This is a genomic window from Mucilaginibacter sp., assembly GCF_039207105.1.
GTDB lineage: Bacteria > Bacteroidota > Bacteroidia > Sphingobacteriales > Sphingobacteriaceae > Mucilaginibacter.
In genome coordinates this window covers 1-17667 of sequence record NZ_JBCECK010000012.1, presented here as the reverse complement: position 1 = coordinate 17667, position 17667 = coordinate 1, and the positions used below count along the sequence as shown (strand labels likewise).

12 protein-coding genes are annotated in these 17667 nt (G+C 42.2%); 10 read left to right on the top strand and 2 right to left on the bottom strand.

From position 1 onward, the window contains the following. The first annotated feature begins 135 nt into the window (after positions 1–135). Positions 136–1791, top strand: a complete 1656-nt coding sequence (locus AAGC65_RS04235; protein WP_343111166.1) for a polysaccharide lyase — start codon at positions 136–138, stop codon at positions 1789–1791. 38 nt (positions 1792–1829) lie between these two features. Further along, entirely contained in the window at positions 1830–4310 is a 2481-nt protein-coding gene (locus AAGC65_RS04230) for an Ig-like domain-containing protein (RefSeq protein ID WP_343111165.1), read from the top strand. A gap of 98 nt (positions 4311–4408) precedes the next feature. Here AAGC65_RS04230 and AAGC65_RS04225 read toward each other — a convergent pair whose 3' ends face one another. After that, positions 4409–5224, bottom strand: coding sequence for a hypothetical protein (locus AAGC65_RS04225; RefSeq protein ID WP_343111164.1), 816 nt, complete (start codon positions 5222–5224; stop codon positions 4409–4411). A 164-nt stretch (positions 5225–5388) separates the two neighbouring features. Between AAGC65_RS04225 and AAGC65_RS04220 the strand changes: the two genes are divergently transcribed. The 8 genes from AAGC65_RS04220 (at position 5389) to AAGC65_RS04185 (ending at position 16997) form a co-directional block, all read left to right on the top strand. After that, a complete protein-coding gene (locus AAGC65_RS04220) occupies positions 5389–5616 on the top strand; it encodes a helix-turn-helix domain-containing protein (protein ID WP_343111163.1) in 228 nt (75 codons plus the stop codon). Between the two features lie 131 nt (positions 5617–5747). Further along, entirely contained in the window at positions 5748–6323 is a 576-nt protein-coding gene (locus AAGC65_RS04215; RefSeq protein WP_343111162.1) for a sigma-70 family RNA polymerase sigma factor, read from the top strand. A 228-nt stretch (positions 6324–6551) separates the two neighbouring features. After that, the gene (locus AAGC65_RS04210) at positions 6552–7703 is read left to right on the top strand and encodes a FecR domain-containing protein (protein ID WP_343111161.1); all 1152 of its coding nucleotides are present in this window, start codon (positions 6552–6554) and stop codon (positions 7701–7703) included. Between the two features lie 183 nt (positions 7704–7886). After that, positions 7887–11210, top strand: a complete 3324-nt coding sequence (locus AAGC65_RS04205) for a TonB-dependent receptor (protein WP_343111160.1) — start codon at positions 7887–7889, stop codon at positions 11208–11210. A gap of 21 nt (positions 11211–11231) precedes the next feature. Further along, a complete protein-coding gene (locus AAGC65_RS04200) occupies positions 11232–13100 on the top strand; it encodes a RagB/SusD family nutrient uptake outer membrane protein (protein ID WP_343111159.1) in 1869 nt (622 codons plus the stop codon). Between the two features lie 97 nt (positions 13101–13197). After that, positions 13198–13689 (top strand): peptide-methionine (S)-S-oxide reductase MsrA, encoded by a 492-nt coding sequence (gene msrA / locus AAGC65_RS04195; protein WP_343111158.1) that lies wholly within the window; start codon positions 13198–13200, stop codon positions 13687–13689. 313 nt (positions 13690–14002) lie between these two features. Beyond that, positions 14003–15388 (top strand): right-handed parallel beta-helix repeat-containing protein, encoded by a 1386-nt coding sequence (locus AAGC65_RS04190; protein ID WP_343111157.1) that lies wholly within the window; start codon positions 14003–14005, stop codon positions 15386–15388. 211 nt (positions 15389–15599) lie between these two features. Further along, positions 15600–16997, top strand: a complete 1398-nt coding sequence (locus tag AAGC65_RS04185) for a hypothetical protein (RefSeq protein WP_343111156.1) — start codon at positions 15600–15602, stop codon at positions 16995–16997. Between the two features lie 57 nt (positions 16998–17054). Here the strand turns inward: AAGC65_RS04185 and AAGC65_RS04180 are convergent. Then, on the bottom strand, positions 17055–17667 hold a 613-nt coding region (locus AAGC65_RS04180; RefSeq protein ID WP_343111155.1), incomplete at its 5' end, for a metallophosphoesterase.

The window sequence follows — 17667 nt, the reverse complement described above, 5'->3', positions numbered from 1 at the left end:
TCATATAAGTTGTGGTAAAAATGCTACATAGCTCACATCAAAATAGACCGCATATTTGATAACTAATAATTATGGAGAAGTTCATCACCATCAACAACATCCAATTATTGACCCTAAAAACATTTATATTCTGATATGAAAAAAGCTCTTTTCGTACTACTTGCCGGTTTAAGCTCATTGGGAACTACCCAGGCTGTATTTGCTCAATATCCTAAAATTCCTCATGAGTTACAGGCCAAAACTGATTCTGCAAATAACGTTACCAAAAACTTGTCTGACCAGGCCTGGCAAAAAGCTCAGACCGCTATGCAGCAGGATGCAAAGAACGGCAAGCCCTACATTCCCTGGGCTGAAAAACCTGCTGATCTGCCGCAGGCGAAAATCCCGGCTTTCCCGGGTGCCGAAGGTGGCGGTGCCTATTCGTTTGGCGGCCGTGGTGGTAGGGTTATCGTAGTTACAAGCCTGGAAGATTCAGGCCCCGGTACTTTACGCGATGCTCTTGAACAGGGCGGCGCACGTATCATTGTGTTTAACGTAGCCGGAATTATCAAACTAAAACAACATATCAGCATAAAAGCACCTTACGTTACCATTGAGGGACAAAGCGCACCTGGTGATGGTATTTGCATTGCAGGCGAATCTGTCTGGATAGATACGCATGATGTGGTGATCCGATTTATGCGCTTCAGGCGCGGTGCAACCGATGTTACACGCCGGGATGACGCGCTGGGCGGCAACCCGATAGGTAACGTCATGATCGATCACGTATCGGGCAGTTGGGGATTAGATGAGGTGATGTCTATGTATCGGCATATTTACCGCAACAAAGGTGTTGATGAAAAGCTGCCTACCGTAAATATCAGCATACAAAACTCCATGTTTGCCGAAGGCTTGGATACCTACAATCACGCTTTTGGCAGCACCATAGGCGGTTTAAACAGCACCTTCATGCGTAACCTATGGGCCGATAATATCAGCCGTAATCCATCTATAGGCATGTTTGGCGATTTTGGCTTTTTTAACAACATCGTGTTCAACTGGTGGGACAGAAGTGCAGACGGAGGTGATAACCGCTCGTTTTTTAACTTTATCAATAACTACTACAAACCCGGCCCCATTACCCCGCTTGATAAGCCTATTGGCCACCGCATATTAAAGCCTGAACCTGGCCGCGATAAAGGTTTTAAAACCGCTTATGGCAAGGTTTACGCGCATGGAAATATTATTGAGGGTAACGATGCCGTAACTAAAGATAACTGGGCGGGTGGCATACAAATTGGTGATGGACCCGATGCGGGCCGCCTAACTGATAGCATTCGTGTAAACGAGCCATTCCCGGCTGCTAAGTTCACCCTCATCACAGCTAAAGAAGCTTATAGTTATGTTTTAACCAACGTGGGTGCCTTTTTACCTAAGCGCGATGCTGTTGATACCCGGATAATTGAACAGGTTAAAACCGGTAAAATTGCTTACAAAGATGGTATGGAAAATTCTAAAGGAAGCGATATGCTTAAACACCGCCTGCCTGATGATTCATACAAAAAAGGCATTATTACTGATGTAGCGCAAGTTGGCGGTTATCCTGAATATAAAGGAACACCTTACAAAGACAGTGATAACGATGGCATGCCAGATGATTACGAGCTTAAACATGCACTGAATCCTAAAAACGCTGCAGATGCTTCATTGTATCCTAAAAATGGTGGAGGTTATACCAATATTGAAATATACCTGAACAGTTTGGTTCCGTTAAAAACAGTTGTGCCAATTGGTTATCAGGCAGCTAAATAAGTCCGGATTTAATTGCCTTAAACCTAGAAATCATAACGATGAACTATCGCTGTATTAAATATTTGATCACTACAACTTTGTGTAGTATAACATGGTGCCTGGCCCAAGCCCAAACACCTGTTATTAAAGTAGATTTAAATACCGCCGACCGCAAAGCTGCCGAAGTAAATGAATTGGGGTACATACCCTGGGCTGTTAAACCTGGACTGGAAGGCTCGTTTACCACAGGCAAAGTAAAAATCACACTAAAAAAAACCGGCGACTCGGGAACTGGCCTCAATACCAATTATTATAAAACCGGGGTGCAGGCGCCTTACTATGCGCGGCTGGTGAGCGACGGCTTATCTGTTAAGGGTGGTGATGCCGGCTGTGGTATTGAGATGCGCATTAGCGGCTTACCCGCAGGGTCACACACCCTGCTTACCTACCACAATAATATTACCGGCAACAACAACTTTGGCCCTATCAACATTTATGTTAACGGAAAACTTGAAGTAGATAAGCTTATCCCCTCCTTTCGGGTGCACGAAAATAGCGATAGCAAAACCGCTTATCTTCATCTTAAAGCTGAGGCGGGAAAGGACATCGTTATTTTGTTTGAGGCAGATAAATCTTCAACAGCCGCCAACAAAAATGTTATTATCAATGGGTTTGAATTCAATACGCCCAATATCCTCTATGCAGCCCGTAAACCTCAACCGGTTAATGGTAACGAACATGCTAATGCGGATAATGGCAACCTGACTTTAAACTGGACAGCAGCCGGTAATGCAGCATCGCACGATGTGTATTTGGGTACAGATTCAGCAACAGTTGCAAATGCCAGCCATTCATCAAATCTGTTTAAAGGCAATTATAAAGCTGATACCTACCAGGCACAAAACCTGTACAGCATGCTTACCTATTACTGGCGTGTAGACGAGATAGATGCTAAGGGCCAAATAACCAAAGGCAATGTGTGGTATTTCCGCACACGCCAGCTGGCTTTTAAAGGAGCAGAAGGTTATGGCCGCTTTGCACGCGGCGGTCGCGGCGGTAAGGTAGTGGAGGTAAGCAACCTTAATGATGACGGCCCGGGCAGCCTTCGGGAAGCGGTTTCCGCGAATATAGGTCCGCGTACAATAGTATTTACTGTATCAGGCATCATTCAGTTAAAATCACGTTTGGTGGTTAATCAGCGTTATATTACCATTGCCGGGCAAACAGCTCCGGGCAAGGGTATTTGCATCAGCCGTGCACCGCTCGGAATTGTAGCCGATGATGCCATAATCCGTTTTATGCGTGTACGCATTGGCACAGGTACCACCTACGATGGCATGGGCATAACCGGTGCAGATAACAGCATTGTTGATCATTGTTCCATTAGTTGGACAATTGATGAGTCATTCAGCTCCAGAGGGGCGCATAACATCACTTTACAACGTACCCTGATTGCCGAAGCGCTCAACGTAGCCGGGCATGATCACTACGCCGTTGGCAAATCGCACGGGTTTGCCGCCAGTATAGGTGGCGAGGTTGGAAGCTTTCATCATAATTTGCTGGCACATTGCTCTGGCCGTAACTGGAGCCTTGCAGGCGGTGTTAATGGTGATGGTGATTATCTGGGAAAAATGGATATCCGGAACAATGTTGTATACAACTGGGCTACCCGCGCCACCGATGGTGGTGCCCGCGAGGTAAACTTTGTGGGTAATTATTACAAACCCGGCGCGGCTACTACTTTTATGTATGCATTGAATGCCCAGCATGAAGGCTACGGCGGTGGCATGCAGCGCTATTATTTTGATGGCAATGTTATGCCAGGCCATTTTGATGAGAAAAATGAAGCCGACGGCAGAACAGAAAGCGGCAAGGTTAATTATAAAACTTTTGTAGATAAGCCATTTTTTGACCCCTATGTAACTACCCAAAGTGCAGAAGATGCTTATAAAGATGTATTATCTGATGTCGGTTGTAATCAGCCTGTTTTTGACGATCACGATACCCGCATCATTAATGAAACCATGAAAGGCACTTATTCCATAAAGGGGAGCAAATCGGGTTTGCCGGGTTTACCTGATTCGCAGGAGGATGTAGGCGGATGGGAAAACTATCCAGAGGTACACCGCTCCGCTTCATTTGACAGTGACCATGACGGCTTGCCCGACTGGTGGGAAAAACTACATGGTCTGAACATTCACTCGGCATCAGGCGATTATGCAGATGCCAACGCGGATGCGGATAAAGATGGTTTTACTAATCTTGATAATTACCTGAACTGGTTGAGCTCAACACATTACTATACTCATGCAAATAAGCCGGTAAGCGTAGATCTGAAAACATTAAGCCGTGGCTATGATAAAAGCCCCGTTTATAAAATAACTGATGCGATAAACGGCATGGCTACTATTGATAAAAACGGCATGGCTCAGTTTAACCCGACTAAGCCCGGAATGGCATCCTTTAAATTTACGGTTACAGATAAAGCAGGCAGTTCATTTACAAGAACGGTTAACATTTTTGCCGGCGATATGGATTAGCCGAATAATATTCAATACCTAAACAATCCTAAAAGTGCTAAAATTAAAAAGCCGCCTTGCTCCATTGCAAGGCGGCTTTTTTTGATAATGAAGTATCCTTATTGCGGATAGGCATACTTGATCAGGAAGTTGGCATAATAACCGTTTATCTTATCATAACCTATCTTATCAACGTAAACCGCACCGTATCGCCCTTCTTGCGAAAGGAAGTAAAATATGATACCTGATTTGATTTCAACGCTGGTTTGGGTAGTTTTTGCAGCTGTTGCAGCCGTTATAATTTGTGTACCCGTTTTAAGCGCAATAAAATTGGTTAAGTTTTGAGTTGTTACACCCAAAAGAGTGTTTCTTTTTTCCCAGGTGCTAATGTCGAAGCCGGTAAATGGCAATGTCGACAGTTTTATACTGGTAGGTGTATAAGCGAAATAATTATCGGTAACGGTTATAACGCCGCCAGAGTTTTTCACTGCCGTTCTTTTCATATAAATGCCTACATCTATTTTCCCGGAATTTGAACCGGCTTCTTCATAGCTGTAAGCCTTTGATTCATCGAAGGAGAAAAAGCTTTTTGCCTGCGGGCGTACAGTATAGGTTAAGCTTCCGGTTACGGCATCTACTGCGGCTGAGTCAGCAAACTGAACAGGCCTTTCGGTTGTGAGGTCAAAGTTATTTTTAACCTCAATTGTCAAAACCTTATATCCATCGCCCATATAAACGCCCAATTTATCTGTAGGATACAGGCGGTAACTGGTTTTGCCAACTCTGTTAGTAGCTTTCAGCTTAATTATTTCCGAGAAGCTACGGCGCCGCGATTCATCTAAAACTATTTTCCGCACCGATGTATTGGTACCCACTTCCAGTAAGGATATGCCGTACATATTCTGATCTGACGTAACCGTATAATCAATCCACACATCATCGCCATCATTAACCAGTTTATAATCTGTAATATCTCATTGTCATGAAAAGTAAAAGTAACGCCAGTGAACATATTAAAAATGTTCGGTCCTTCTTTTTTGCAGGAACCCAAAAGCACAGATATGCCCATGAGTAAGGTAAATATATATTTCTTCATCTTTTGAGTTTTTATTTTAATGGGTCAAATGCGTTTTTAATCCAGGTCAGAATAAGTCAGGCTTGCCGTCAGTTAATTGAAAACCGCCACTCAACCAATGCTATCTGTTATGATTGCGGGTTTAATAATGTATCTAACTTTTACAGGCACTTTAAAAAAATTACTGGTATGACCCCATCAGCGTACAAACAATTATATCTTAAAAATTATCCTGGGCGAATAGCATCATAACAAACCGATCAGCATCAGAACACAGATTTTGAGCGCTTTATCAAAATTACTTATGCTAACTTCATATAATGACTTGATTAAATAGTATAAAGTTGGGGTTTATAAAAAGGTAATATTGTTTAACCAATTTTATGCCTTTTTATTCGCACTATAGTGACCAGCAATTATTGTCTTTTTTAAAACAAGGCGACAGGCTTGCTTTTAGCGAAATTTATGACCGTACCTGGGCCCAGCTTTACAAAACAGCATACAAGCGTTTAAAGGATAAAGAAGTTTGTAAAGACATTATACATGATGTTTTTGCTGATCTGTGGAACAAAAGCTCAACCAAAGAAATTACAGACCTGATACCTTATTTACACACCGCGGTGCGGTACAAAATATATTCATGGTTGGGTAAAGGCAACAATACGGCACATTTTATTGAACCCTATGAGAGCATGGCTTTATCGCCGCTTACCGCCGAAAGCTGGTTTGAAGAGCGCGACCTGCAAAGATTGATAGCATTATGGATGGATACTTTGCCCGAAAAACGTAAAGTGATATTCAAACTCAAATACCAGGACGATCTATCAACCAGGGATATTAGTGAACAGTTAAACCTATCGCAAAAAACAGTTCAAAACCAGCTACTTACAAGCTTCAACGGGCTTAAGGCTTATTTGAGCCATTACTTGCTGCTGATCCTGATTTTAATGTACAGTTAGGCAAATTATTTCCTGATTCTTCGCCCCTATAAAAAAATAAAAATTCTTTTAGGAGATTTTGAATTTATACAGACAATGTATTTATAAGCCTTATTTTCTATTTAAAAGGCGCTGTAACCAATTATAACGAATACTAAATAAAAGATTTCAAAAGCCGTGCTAACCTTTAGTCGCGCGTTTTTTTGGATACTCTTATTTATATGTTTTTAAATTCTCTAAAAGTTAAATATGAGCCCTAAAAAGCCAGACATTAAACAGTTGCAGGAAATTGCTGCTAAAGTTGCAAGCGGAAACGCCTCGACTGCCGAGAAGGCTTTTCTGGATGAGTACTATGATCTTTTTGATCATGCCGATAATACCCATGACCTGACAGAGGATGATCAGAAAGCAGCCTATCATGATATTCAAGACAGGTTACAACAAGATTCTTCCAGAACCAGTTTTTTCAATGTCTACAGCATAGCCGCGTCAGTTGTAATGCTGCTTTCCTTAAGCATCATCGCTTATAAAGTATTATACAATCCTGCCTTAAAAGATAAGGCAGGCACGGTTGCCGCAAAGCCCAGGCCCATTGTTTATGGTAGTAACAAAGCAGTGTTAACGCTGGCTAATGGTAAAAAAATAACGCTCGACGATCAATCGGCAGGCACGCTGGCCCGGCAAGCCGGGACAAACGTATCCAAAACTACCAATGGACAATTGGTATATAAAAGCGCGGCTACACCGCACGTGCAAAACAACATTGAATTTAATGTGATGGAAACACCGCGCGGAGGTATATACCAGGTTTATCTGCCCGATGGGACCCGCGTATGGCTAAACTCAGCATCGAGACTAAAATACCCGGTAGCGTTTACCGGAACTGAACGTAAGGTGGAATTAGCCGGTGAAGCGTACTTTGAGGTGAGCCATAACCGGCAGATGCCATTCATCGTGATCAGCAACAACCAGCGTATCGAAGTTTTAGGAACTCACTTTAATGTAAACGCCTATGACGATGAATTGGTTACTAAAACCACACTGATACAGGGAAGTATAAAGGTAACTGCTACAAGTTCGGGCATTTCAAAAACTATAGTTCCGGGGCAGCAGGCAGTACTCAGGTTAAAGGGTATACAACTCCACAACGTTGATACCGATAATGCTATTGCCTGGAAAACCGGTCTGTTCCGGTTTGATAATGAACCATTAAGCACCATCATGAAAAAAATATCAAGATGGTACGATGTAGATATTGTATACCAGGACGACGTAAGCCAGATGCGTTTTGGCGGAACAGTATCGCGCTTTACAGATATTCAAAAAGTGCTTAGTAAACTGGAGCTAACCAATACGGTTCACTTTAAAATTGAGGGAAGGAGCGTGATTGTCATGAAATAACATTACCCCACTCTATAAACTTAAACAAGGGAAAAGGTGCTACCAACACCCTCTCCCGGTTGCTAATAAGCAATGTCAAGATAAATTTTTGTTACACATTCACTTAACATTCAAATGTACACAGATAACTCCGTATTTCAATACAGGCCACCCGCTCTGTATTTTTTAAAAATTCTGATTATTATGAAATTCATTTTCGCATTACTCATAATAAGCGTGTTTCAGGCATCGGCCATAACCCGTGCTCAAAACGTTACCATCCATATCAAATCGGCCACTTTTGAAGATGTTTTTAACATCATGCATAAGCAAACCGATTATAATTTTATTTATAACGCCGATATGCTGGATCGCTTATCGCCGGTAAATATTGATGTAAAGGATAAACCGCTTAAAGAGGTACTTGATAACATTTTAACCGCCCAAAATTTAAGCTACAGCATACAGGATAAAACCATAATTGTAGCGCAAATTGCCAATATTAAACCTGTTACCACAAAAGCCGATGTAACCATTACCGGTACCGTAGTTGATGAAAAAGGGATAACGCTGCCAGGTGTTACTGTAAAACTAAAAGGCAGCAATTCGGCCGCGCTTACCGATGCCAGGGGTAATTTTAAAATCATTTTGCCTAAAGGTAACGGCATATTGGTATTTAGCTTCGTAGGCTATAAAACACAAGAAATTCCTGTAAATAACCAAACCACCATCTCGGTAAAAATGGAGCTTGGCGTATCCGGCCTTGACGAAATAGTGGTAATTGGTTACGGTACCCAGAAAAAAAAGGATCTTACAGGCGCTGTATCCTCAGTAAAAGGTGAAGATATTGCTGCCAACCCGGTGAGCAACCCGCTTGAAGCTATGCAGGGCCGTGTTGCCGGTTTAGATATTCAGCGTACGGATGGCAGTACCGGTGCGGCTCCAAATGTATTACTGCGGGGTAACCGCTCTATTCAGATTATACAAAATGGTGTGGTTGTTGGTGGCGCTACACAAAACCCACTGTATGTGATTGACGGCATCATCGGCAATATCACCAGCCTGAACCCTAATGATATTGAGTCTATAGATGTACTTAAAGATGCCTCTTCAACCGCCATATATGGTTCGGCAGGTGCTAACGGCGTTATACTCATCACTACTAAAAAGGCAAAATCAGGTAAAGTTCAGATCGACCTGGATAGTTATTACGGCGTGAACGGTTTTGCCTCTTATCCCAAAGCGCTATCTGGCGATGCCTGGGTGCAATATAACCGCGATAAGTATTTTGCTACCAACAACAAATTCCCGTCATCGCTGGCCGATGCTAACGTTCCTGCTTCGGCCATTGCGGCTATTGAACAAAACAAATGGATTGACTGGGTTGATGAAACCCTTAAGCGAGGTGTACAACAAAACCATCACGTGGCTGTGCGCGGTGGCAACGAAACAGTACAAGCTTACATGTCATTAGGCTACATCGGTGAAAAAGGCATTTACCAGGGCGATAATACCGCGTTTTACAATGTACGTGGCGGTGTTGATGTAAAATTTAGTGACTTATTTAAAGCGGGTTTACAAACCACCATCAACCTGCGTAATAATAACCAAACCAATAGCCGCATTAACAAAGCCTTTGGCACCTATCCGCTGGGCGATGTTTATGATGCTAATGGCAATATCAATGTGTACCCGCTTGATAAGGTATCAACCGTAAGCCCTATTGCCAACTATGCGCCGGGCGTATTGGTAAATAATACCAAAGGCTTATTCGCGGCTATTAACCCTTACATTGAGTTTCATCCGATAACTAATTTGAGTATCCGGTCGCAACTGGGCGTAACCCTGGCATCATCCCGCAATGGTTATTTTGCCAACGAGCTATCGTACAACCTGGCTTCAGAAGCACGTAATACCAAAGAGGCAAGCTATACCAATAACTCTGGTTATGGCTACCTGTGGGAAAACATTGCCAATTACAATTTCACGCTCAACAGAGATCATAACTTCAGTATTACCGGTATCACATCATACAACGACCAGCGCGAAGAAACTTCATTTTTAGCAGGTCAGGGCCTTGATTTTAATGACTACCTGTATTATAACATGGGCGCCCTTACAACGCTAACCGGCAAAGGCACAACTTACAAACAGCTAAATAAGCTATCATTTGCCGGGCGTGTAAATTATAGTTACAAAGGTAAATATCTGGTACAGCTAACCAACCGCTGGGATGGCGCATCGCAACTGGTAAAAAAATGGGCGGCATTCCCGTCGGGACAGATAGGCTGGCGCATCAGCGATGAAGATTTCATGCAATCAACCAAAGGCTGGCTGGATAATCTTAAACTGCGTGCCGGTTATGGTGTGGCTGGTACGGCAAACATCAATGCTTATGTAAGCAGCACCGAGGTTACCTCGCGAACTTCAGAATTTAACATGTCGTTAGGTAGCGGTGCCGCTTTGCCTATCTATGTAATAAAACAAGCTTTAGGCAACCCTGATCTGACCTGGGAAAAATCATACAGTACCAACTTAGGTTTAGATATGACCATGTTTAAAGGCAGGCTTGATGTTACCACCGAGGTATTTTATACCAAAACCAAAGGCGTGCTTTATCCGCGCAACATACCATCATCATCGGGCGGTTATGATGCCAAAAATTTGTATACCATTACCTCAAACATTGGCCAAACAAGCAATAATGGTATTGAGGTAACCATCAACAGCCGCAACATCATTTCAAAAAACTTCAGATGGAATACCTCCCTTACCTTTACCCATGCTACAGAAAAGCTGGATAAAATTGACCTGGGTAACTCCTTAGCGCCGTCGGCACTGATATCAAACCTGCTGTTTGTAGGGCAGCAATTGCCGCAAAGTATCTATTACGGCTACAAAAAAACAGGTATCTGGCAATTGGGTGAGGAAACCGAAGCCGCGAAATACGGAGCAAAACCAGGCGACATCAAATTACAAACCGTACCCAAGGTTGTTAATGGCGTATCAGACAATGGGGTTCACCCCTACTCGGCAGATGACCGTATGGTTGTAGGCCACAGCACACCCAATTTTTCAATAGGCTTGCAAAACAGCTTTGTTTACAAGGCTTTCGATCTGTCAATCTTCGCCACCATGCGTTACGGGCAAACTATTAACGCGCAATTACTGGGCTATTATAATGCTGTTGCCCCGCCGGCCTTTTATAATTACTGGACACCAACACACGCAAGCAATGATTTTCCGCAACCTTATTTAGGCCCAACTATTAATACCACCTATGCTTCGGCGCTTTCGCTGGTTGATGGCTCGTACATCAAAATAAAAAATATAACACTGGGTTATACGCTGCCTAAAAATATAGCAGGCAAAATTGGCATGAGCAGACTGCGTGTTTATGGTACGGCCTATAACACCTTGATTTTTGCTAAAAGCAAACTGCTTAAAAATGTTGATCCGGAAACAGGCGGCAGCGACAGTTTCCCGCTATACAAACAAATTGTATTTGGCCTTAATGCATCTTTTTAAACAGGTAAACTTTTTTTGACAATGAAAAATTTAAGAAAATATATAATAGTAGCATTTACAACCGGGGCAGTTTTGGCCTCATCATGCAAAAAGCTTGACGAGTACAACCCCGGTGCTACCACACTTGATGTAGCTTACAATAACAAACCCGGCTTTGAAGGCTTGATCAACGCTTGTTATAATGACATGTTTTTTTTCTATGGCAAGGTTGATTTTATTGGCCCCTCAGAAATGGGCACCGATCTGTGGATAAACTATGGCGCTAACGATAGTGGCTTTTGCGTATATGATAATACGCTTAACACATCTACAGGGTCTATTAAAACCATATGGGGCGGCTGGTATTCGGCTATTAACCTGTGCAATACGGCCATAACTTTTTCAAAAACCGTAAAGGGCTATGGCAGTCAAACCGAAATAGATACTAAAGTCGCCGAGGCTTATTTTTGGCGTGCCTGGGCAAACTTTAACCTGGTTGAGCAATTTGGTGGCGTTGTTTTGCGCACACAATCATCGGCGGTTGAGCAAAGCGCGGTATCGGCCAAACGCAGTTCTGAAAAAGAGTTTTATGACCTGATCATTTCTGATCTTAAATTTGCCTGTGATAATTTGCCCTTATCGCAAAGTGTACGAGGCAGGGTAACTAAAAAAGCGGCCTATGCTATGCTGGCCAAGGCCTACCTGCAACGCACCCGTCTGGGTGATAAAGAACAGTATGGTAAGCTGGCGCTTGAAACTGCCGAGGAACTTATTAATAATCCGGCTAAATACGGTTGCTCGCTTTATTTGAGCGATGCCACCACATCGGGCTTTACCAAGGTTTTTGATGGAAAGAATAACAAGAACAATCCTGAATTTTTGTTTTTCCAAGCTATTGATGCGATTTCCGGTTTAAATCCTGAAGGTTATAACAGGGGGCGTACCCGTCAGTACTATGAGCCTGATCTGGGTGGCCGTGGCGCCGATTGGGGCACACAGGAAAAAGGTGTACTTTATGGCCGCTCAAATGTTAAGCAATATAAGCCAAGCAGCTATTTACTAACCAAAATTTTTGATCCGAGAGAGAACACGCCAGATACCCGCTTTGCCAACACCTTTACTTATAAGTTTTACGCCAGTGCTGATAAGCCAATAACAAGTCAGTTGGCTACAACTTATCAAAAAGATGCTTCAATAGTTGGTAAAACTATCTTGAATACCACAGCATTTTACAGCGGGCCCGACTATTTTTTACCTGCCGGAACTACGCTTGAAGAACAAAAAAACATGACCAACGATGCCGGCTTAGCCGTGTTTACGCCCAATTGGAATATACCAACAGATGTAAAAAAGAAAATGCCTATGCTGGTTGCCGACCCTACAGATCTGTTTGACCCGGCCACTAATGATTATAAACTGCCTGCATCTTTTCCGAATGAGCCGAGCCTGATCAATATATTCCCGGCGTTTAAAAAGTTTTCCAGCAAAATGTGGGTCTATACCAACCAATACTGGATGGGCGATTTCCCGATCATACGTCTGGGCGAGGTTTACCTGATTGCTGCCGAAGCTGCCCTGCTTAGTAATAATGATCAGGCTAAAGCGGCGCAGTATGTTAATGTGATCCGTAAACGTGCCGCTATAACAAGCCGCGAAAGTGAAATGATAGTTACCCCTGCCGAAGTGACTATCGATTTTATTTTGGCCGAAAGGGCACGCGAATTAGCCGGCGAGCATACCCGCTGGATTGATCTGAAACGTACAGGCAAATTAACTAAAGCTTATTTTCAGTCAACCAATCCATCGGTAGCGTTAAATTTTAATGAAAAGAAACATGTTGTTCGCCCTATACCGCAATCATTCCTGGATGCAATAATCAATTCTAATGAATTTGGAAATAATGGATATTGATAGTTTTCATTTGTCATCGTTATGGCACATCAGTCTATTATTTTTGCCATTCAGTCGCTTGTATCGTATATTTATATGAATTAAAAAATAAAGCAACATGAATACTGAAAAAGCCATTCTGGCCGGCGGTTGTTTCTGGGGAGTAGAAGAACTGATACGTCATTACCCCGGAGTTATTTCAACAATAGTAGGCTACACCGGGGGCGATGTGCCCAACGCTACATACCGCAATCACGGAACACATGCAGAAGGCATAGCCATAACATTTGACCCGGAGCAGCTATCTTATCGCAAGCTGCTTGAATATTTCTTCCAGATACATGACCCTACCACACGCAACAGGCAAGGTAATGATATCGGGACCTCTTATCGCTCTGCTATTTTTTATTTAAGTGATAGCCAACGCGATACCGCGAATGCACTGATAGCAGAAATGGAAGCCTCCGGAGTATGGCCTGGCAAAATAGTTACCGAGGTAGTACCTGCCACAGATTTTTGGGATGCAGAAGCAGAACATCAGGATTATTTACAAAAGAACCCTTATGGCTACACCTGCCACTTTGAAAGACCTGATTGGAAACTAAGTTAAAACACAAGGCTTAAAAATTTTATTAAAAACCTTAAACAGGGTGCGTTCTCATTCGAGAAACGCACCCTGTTTTTTATTTATCAAATTACTAAAATTTTCAAAACAAAATCTTTCTCCGGGTGTTTCCTTGCAAAAAATAGCAAATAATGTGTAATATCGGGCCATATTTTATCATAATCATACCAATTTGGTATTATTAACACTGCCTTAACAACATTATAAAAAAACCAACGTATAATCACTGGCTTTACAAAGCCAAAATACATTGGTACTGAAAATCAAATACATTTTACAATCTGCCCCTAATTTATACATGAAAAACAAAAACTACTTTATACGCCTGATAGCCGGCATGCTGGTTATATCATCATTTGTAATGTGTACTAAAAGTACCATTAAAACCGACCCGGCACCAAGCTCAACAACTTCAGATCCGAATACAGATAGTTCGGGGCTGACCACAAATGCCACTACCGGTAATTCTTATACTATTATGCCCAGTCAATGGATGGTTGACGGCACTACCGTACCTCCAGGCTCTACAATATATATACCTGCCGGAACCAGGGGTGCCATATTGTTTAAAAATTTAAAGGGAATTTCCGGAAAACCTATTACCATTATCAATAAGGGTGGTAAAGTGACTTTTTCAACATCTATTACCGCGGGATATTGCTTTAAAACACAAAACTGTCAGTATTTCAGGGTACTGGGAAATGGTGCTGCTGGTATTACCTATGGGTTTAATATCAACGGTGGTAACATTGGTATGACGATGGATGATCGGAGCTCAGATTTTGAGATTTCGAATGTTGAAGTTCGTAATAGTGGCTTTGCAGGCATTATGGCCAAAACGGATCCTACATGCGATGTAGCTACTCAGCGTGGTCACTTTACCATGAAAAATCTAACCATCCACAACAACTACGTGCACCAAACCGGAGGTGAAGGACTTTATATAGGTAACTCTTTTTATACCGACGGGGTATCACTTTCATGCGGTAAGGTTTTACCTCATGATGTGACAAACCTAAAGGTATACAGAAACATTACAGACTCAACCGGTTGCGAAGGCATTCAGATTGGTGCAGCCATTACCGGATGCGAGGTTTATAACAACACAGTTAAAACTCCCGGGATAAAACCTTTTGCTACCGGACAAAACAACGGCATACAAATAGGTGAAGGTACCGGAGGCAAATGCTACAACAACCTGATCAAAAATGCTCCCGGAGATGGCATTATAGTTTTGGGACTTGGAGACAACCTGATTTACAACAACTTCATCCTCAATTCAAAAAGCTACGGGATTTTTGCCGATTCCAGATACACACCGGGCCCGCATTTTCAATTTATCAATAATACTATCGTAGCGTCTACCTTGGGAGGCATAAAATTAAACTCCGAAACTATCCCGATGAATACCGTTATCAATAACGTTATTATACAGGCAAACACGGCACAGGCAATCATCAGAAAAAGCACCAGCGTTAAACTAACCTCAACCAATAATTATACAAACAAAGATGTAAATACTTGCAAATTTGTAAGCTATAGCACAGATAATTTCCACCTGCAATCATCATCACCACTTATTAATAAAGGAGCAAACGTTTTATCATACGGAGTAAATACTGATTATTACGGCACTTTACGCCCTACCGGTAAGATTTTTGAAATTGGCGCTACCGAATACTAAGAGGTTACATAACGCCACTGACATAATTTCCATACACCTGCTGTAGCAAAACACGCCTATCTATTGATTATATACTTATCAGACAATCAATAGATAGGCGTTTATAAATGATAGTATACCCTTTCCCGGCAAGAACTTTGGCATATTAAAAATTAATGAAAAGTTAATTTGATAATAAGCCGTTTGGCACGGATTTTTCGAAAATGACACCATGAGAAAAATCCGTACCTTATTACTCATCCTGCTCGCAGCGGCAACATTTACCGTACATGCCCAATCACCCAGGCTTAGCGGTGTATATGTGGGCGCCGAGCTTTACAATACCCCTTTTCAGGGCATGCAGATCAACAACATTGTGATCTATTTCAGAAACGATGGTACTTTCAATAACGCCTTAAACCAGCCTGATTGGAAGACAAAAGTTAGCGGTTCATATAACATTACCAATAACACCGTACAACTGGCATTCAAAAATGGTGATGAGGGTAAAAAATATAAACTGGCTGCCAACGGCAACCTGGAAAGTACGGCGGGCATAAAACACACCTTACATAAGGTAAAAAAAATAACCACCCTTCCCGCGGCCTCCTATGAAAAAAGAACAGCTTCAGTTAGCGGAGGAATGGGTACAGGTATGCCGGCTGTAGGAGCTTTTAGTACGGACTACCTGTATTTTGACGGGAAAGGAAACTTTTCTACAGACCGATCAAGCGTTGTAGGTGTAACAGGCGACGCGGCCGGTGGTACTGTAGGCGGTAAATTCGGAAAAAACAATAAAACAGGCGGAACCTATAAATTGGGCGATGGGGAAATAACCTTAACATTTGGCAATGGAACGGTTTCAAACCAAAGCTTCTTTTATAGTCCTCCAAATGAAGAAGACCTGATTTTACTGAACGGAGAGTTTTATTTCAGGAAAGAGGAAAAAGAAAAGCCCGGAGCTGCGAACAGCACAGCCGATAATACAGGTGCTCATACCAATACAACAACCACAGCAGGTACACCTACAACGGCCGATGTATTAAACAAACTCCGGGATCAATATAATGGTGAGAATATTGATAAAATTACCACCGTTAAAGAAACAGCTAATATAACCGGCAATATGCAGGTTACACTGGTAACAGATATTGTTAATAATAGGATACGCGCCGAAATTAAGCAAAACGGTAAACTATTACTGATAAAACAATTGGATGGGAACGAAGGCTGGCAGTGGTTGAATGGAAGAAAAACAACATTATCTCAAGGTGAAAAGGATGAGTTGTTATTAAGCCAATATCAAGGCATCATGGGTTTGCATAAAAAGCTGAACAATTATTTCCTTACCGGCACGGTTACAGCATCGGGCGATAATTATATCATTTCCTTTTACCACAATAAAAATAAAATAGTTTATTTGATAGGTAAGGATTATACCCTTAAAGGAAATGCTTACACTACTAATGCAGCACCCAGTATTTCGGCATATAAGAATTTCACACAAGCTAATGGCATTACTTATCCGGTAACCACAGAATCGTCTGACGGGAAAACCAAGATCACTTCGACCACTACCTCATTAGAGATCAACCCTGTTTTAACTGCTGATACCTGGAAAATGCCTTAAATAATAAAGCGGCTGTTTGATATCAAACAGCCGCTTTATTATTGTATTTATGTTGTTTTATTTAGCCAGTTTTTTATCCTGCTTTAGTGTTTTTTCATCCTGTGGGGTCAGATCTTTCATCATGGTAAAGTGATCACGGATCTGTCCGTCAGCGCAGATCCATTTCAGGTCTAATTTATTACCCTGAACCTCCAGCATTACCGCCCCTCCTATTTCATTGTTGGAGTAATACATGGCATCGTGCGGCCAGGTTGCTTTATGCCCACCCTGTGCACCGGCCGAGCCTGCCACTACATAAACAACACCTAATGGATTCTTCTTATTTTTAATATAAGGTGATGAATTTTTACTACCATCATATAAACCGGTAGAATTGCTTACGTTGTATTTAGCCGCGTCAAAATCCGCTTCTTTACCAAAATAGCCTTTCATCATTTTTGAACGCTCATATACGTGGCTATGTCCGCATAAGATCAGATCGACGCCGTTATCTTCCAGAACCTTGATGAAATTTTCGCGTATTTTACCCAGCAGGCCTTCATCATCAGAATCATGCGAACCTTTGGTATACGGTGGATGGTGCCAGTAGGCTACTACCCATTGTTTGTTGGTGTTTGCAGCCAGATCTTTTTTAACCGATTTTACCTGCTCGCCCATCTGTTCGTAAATG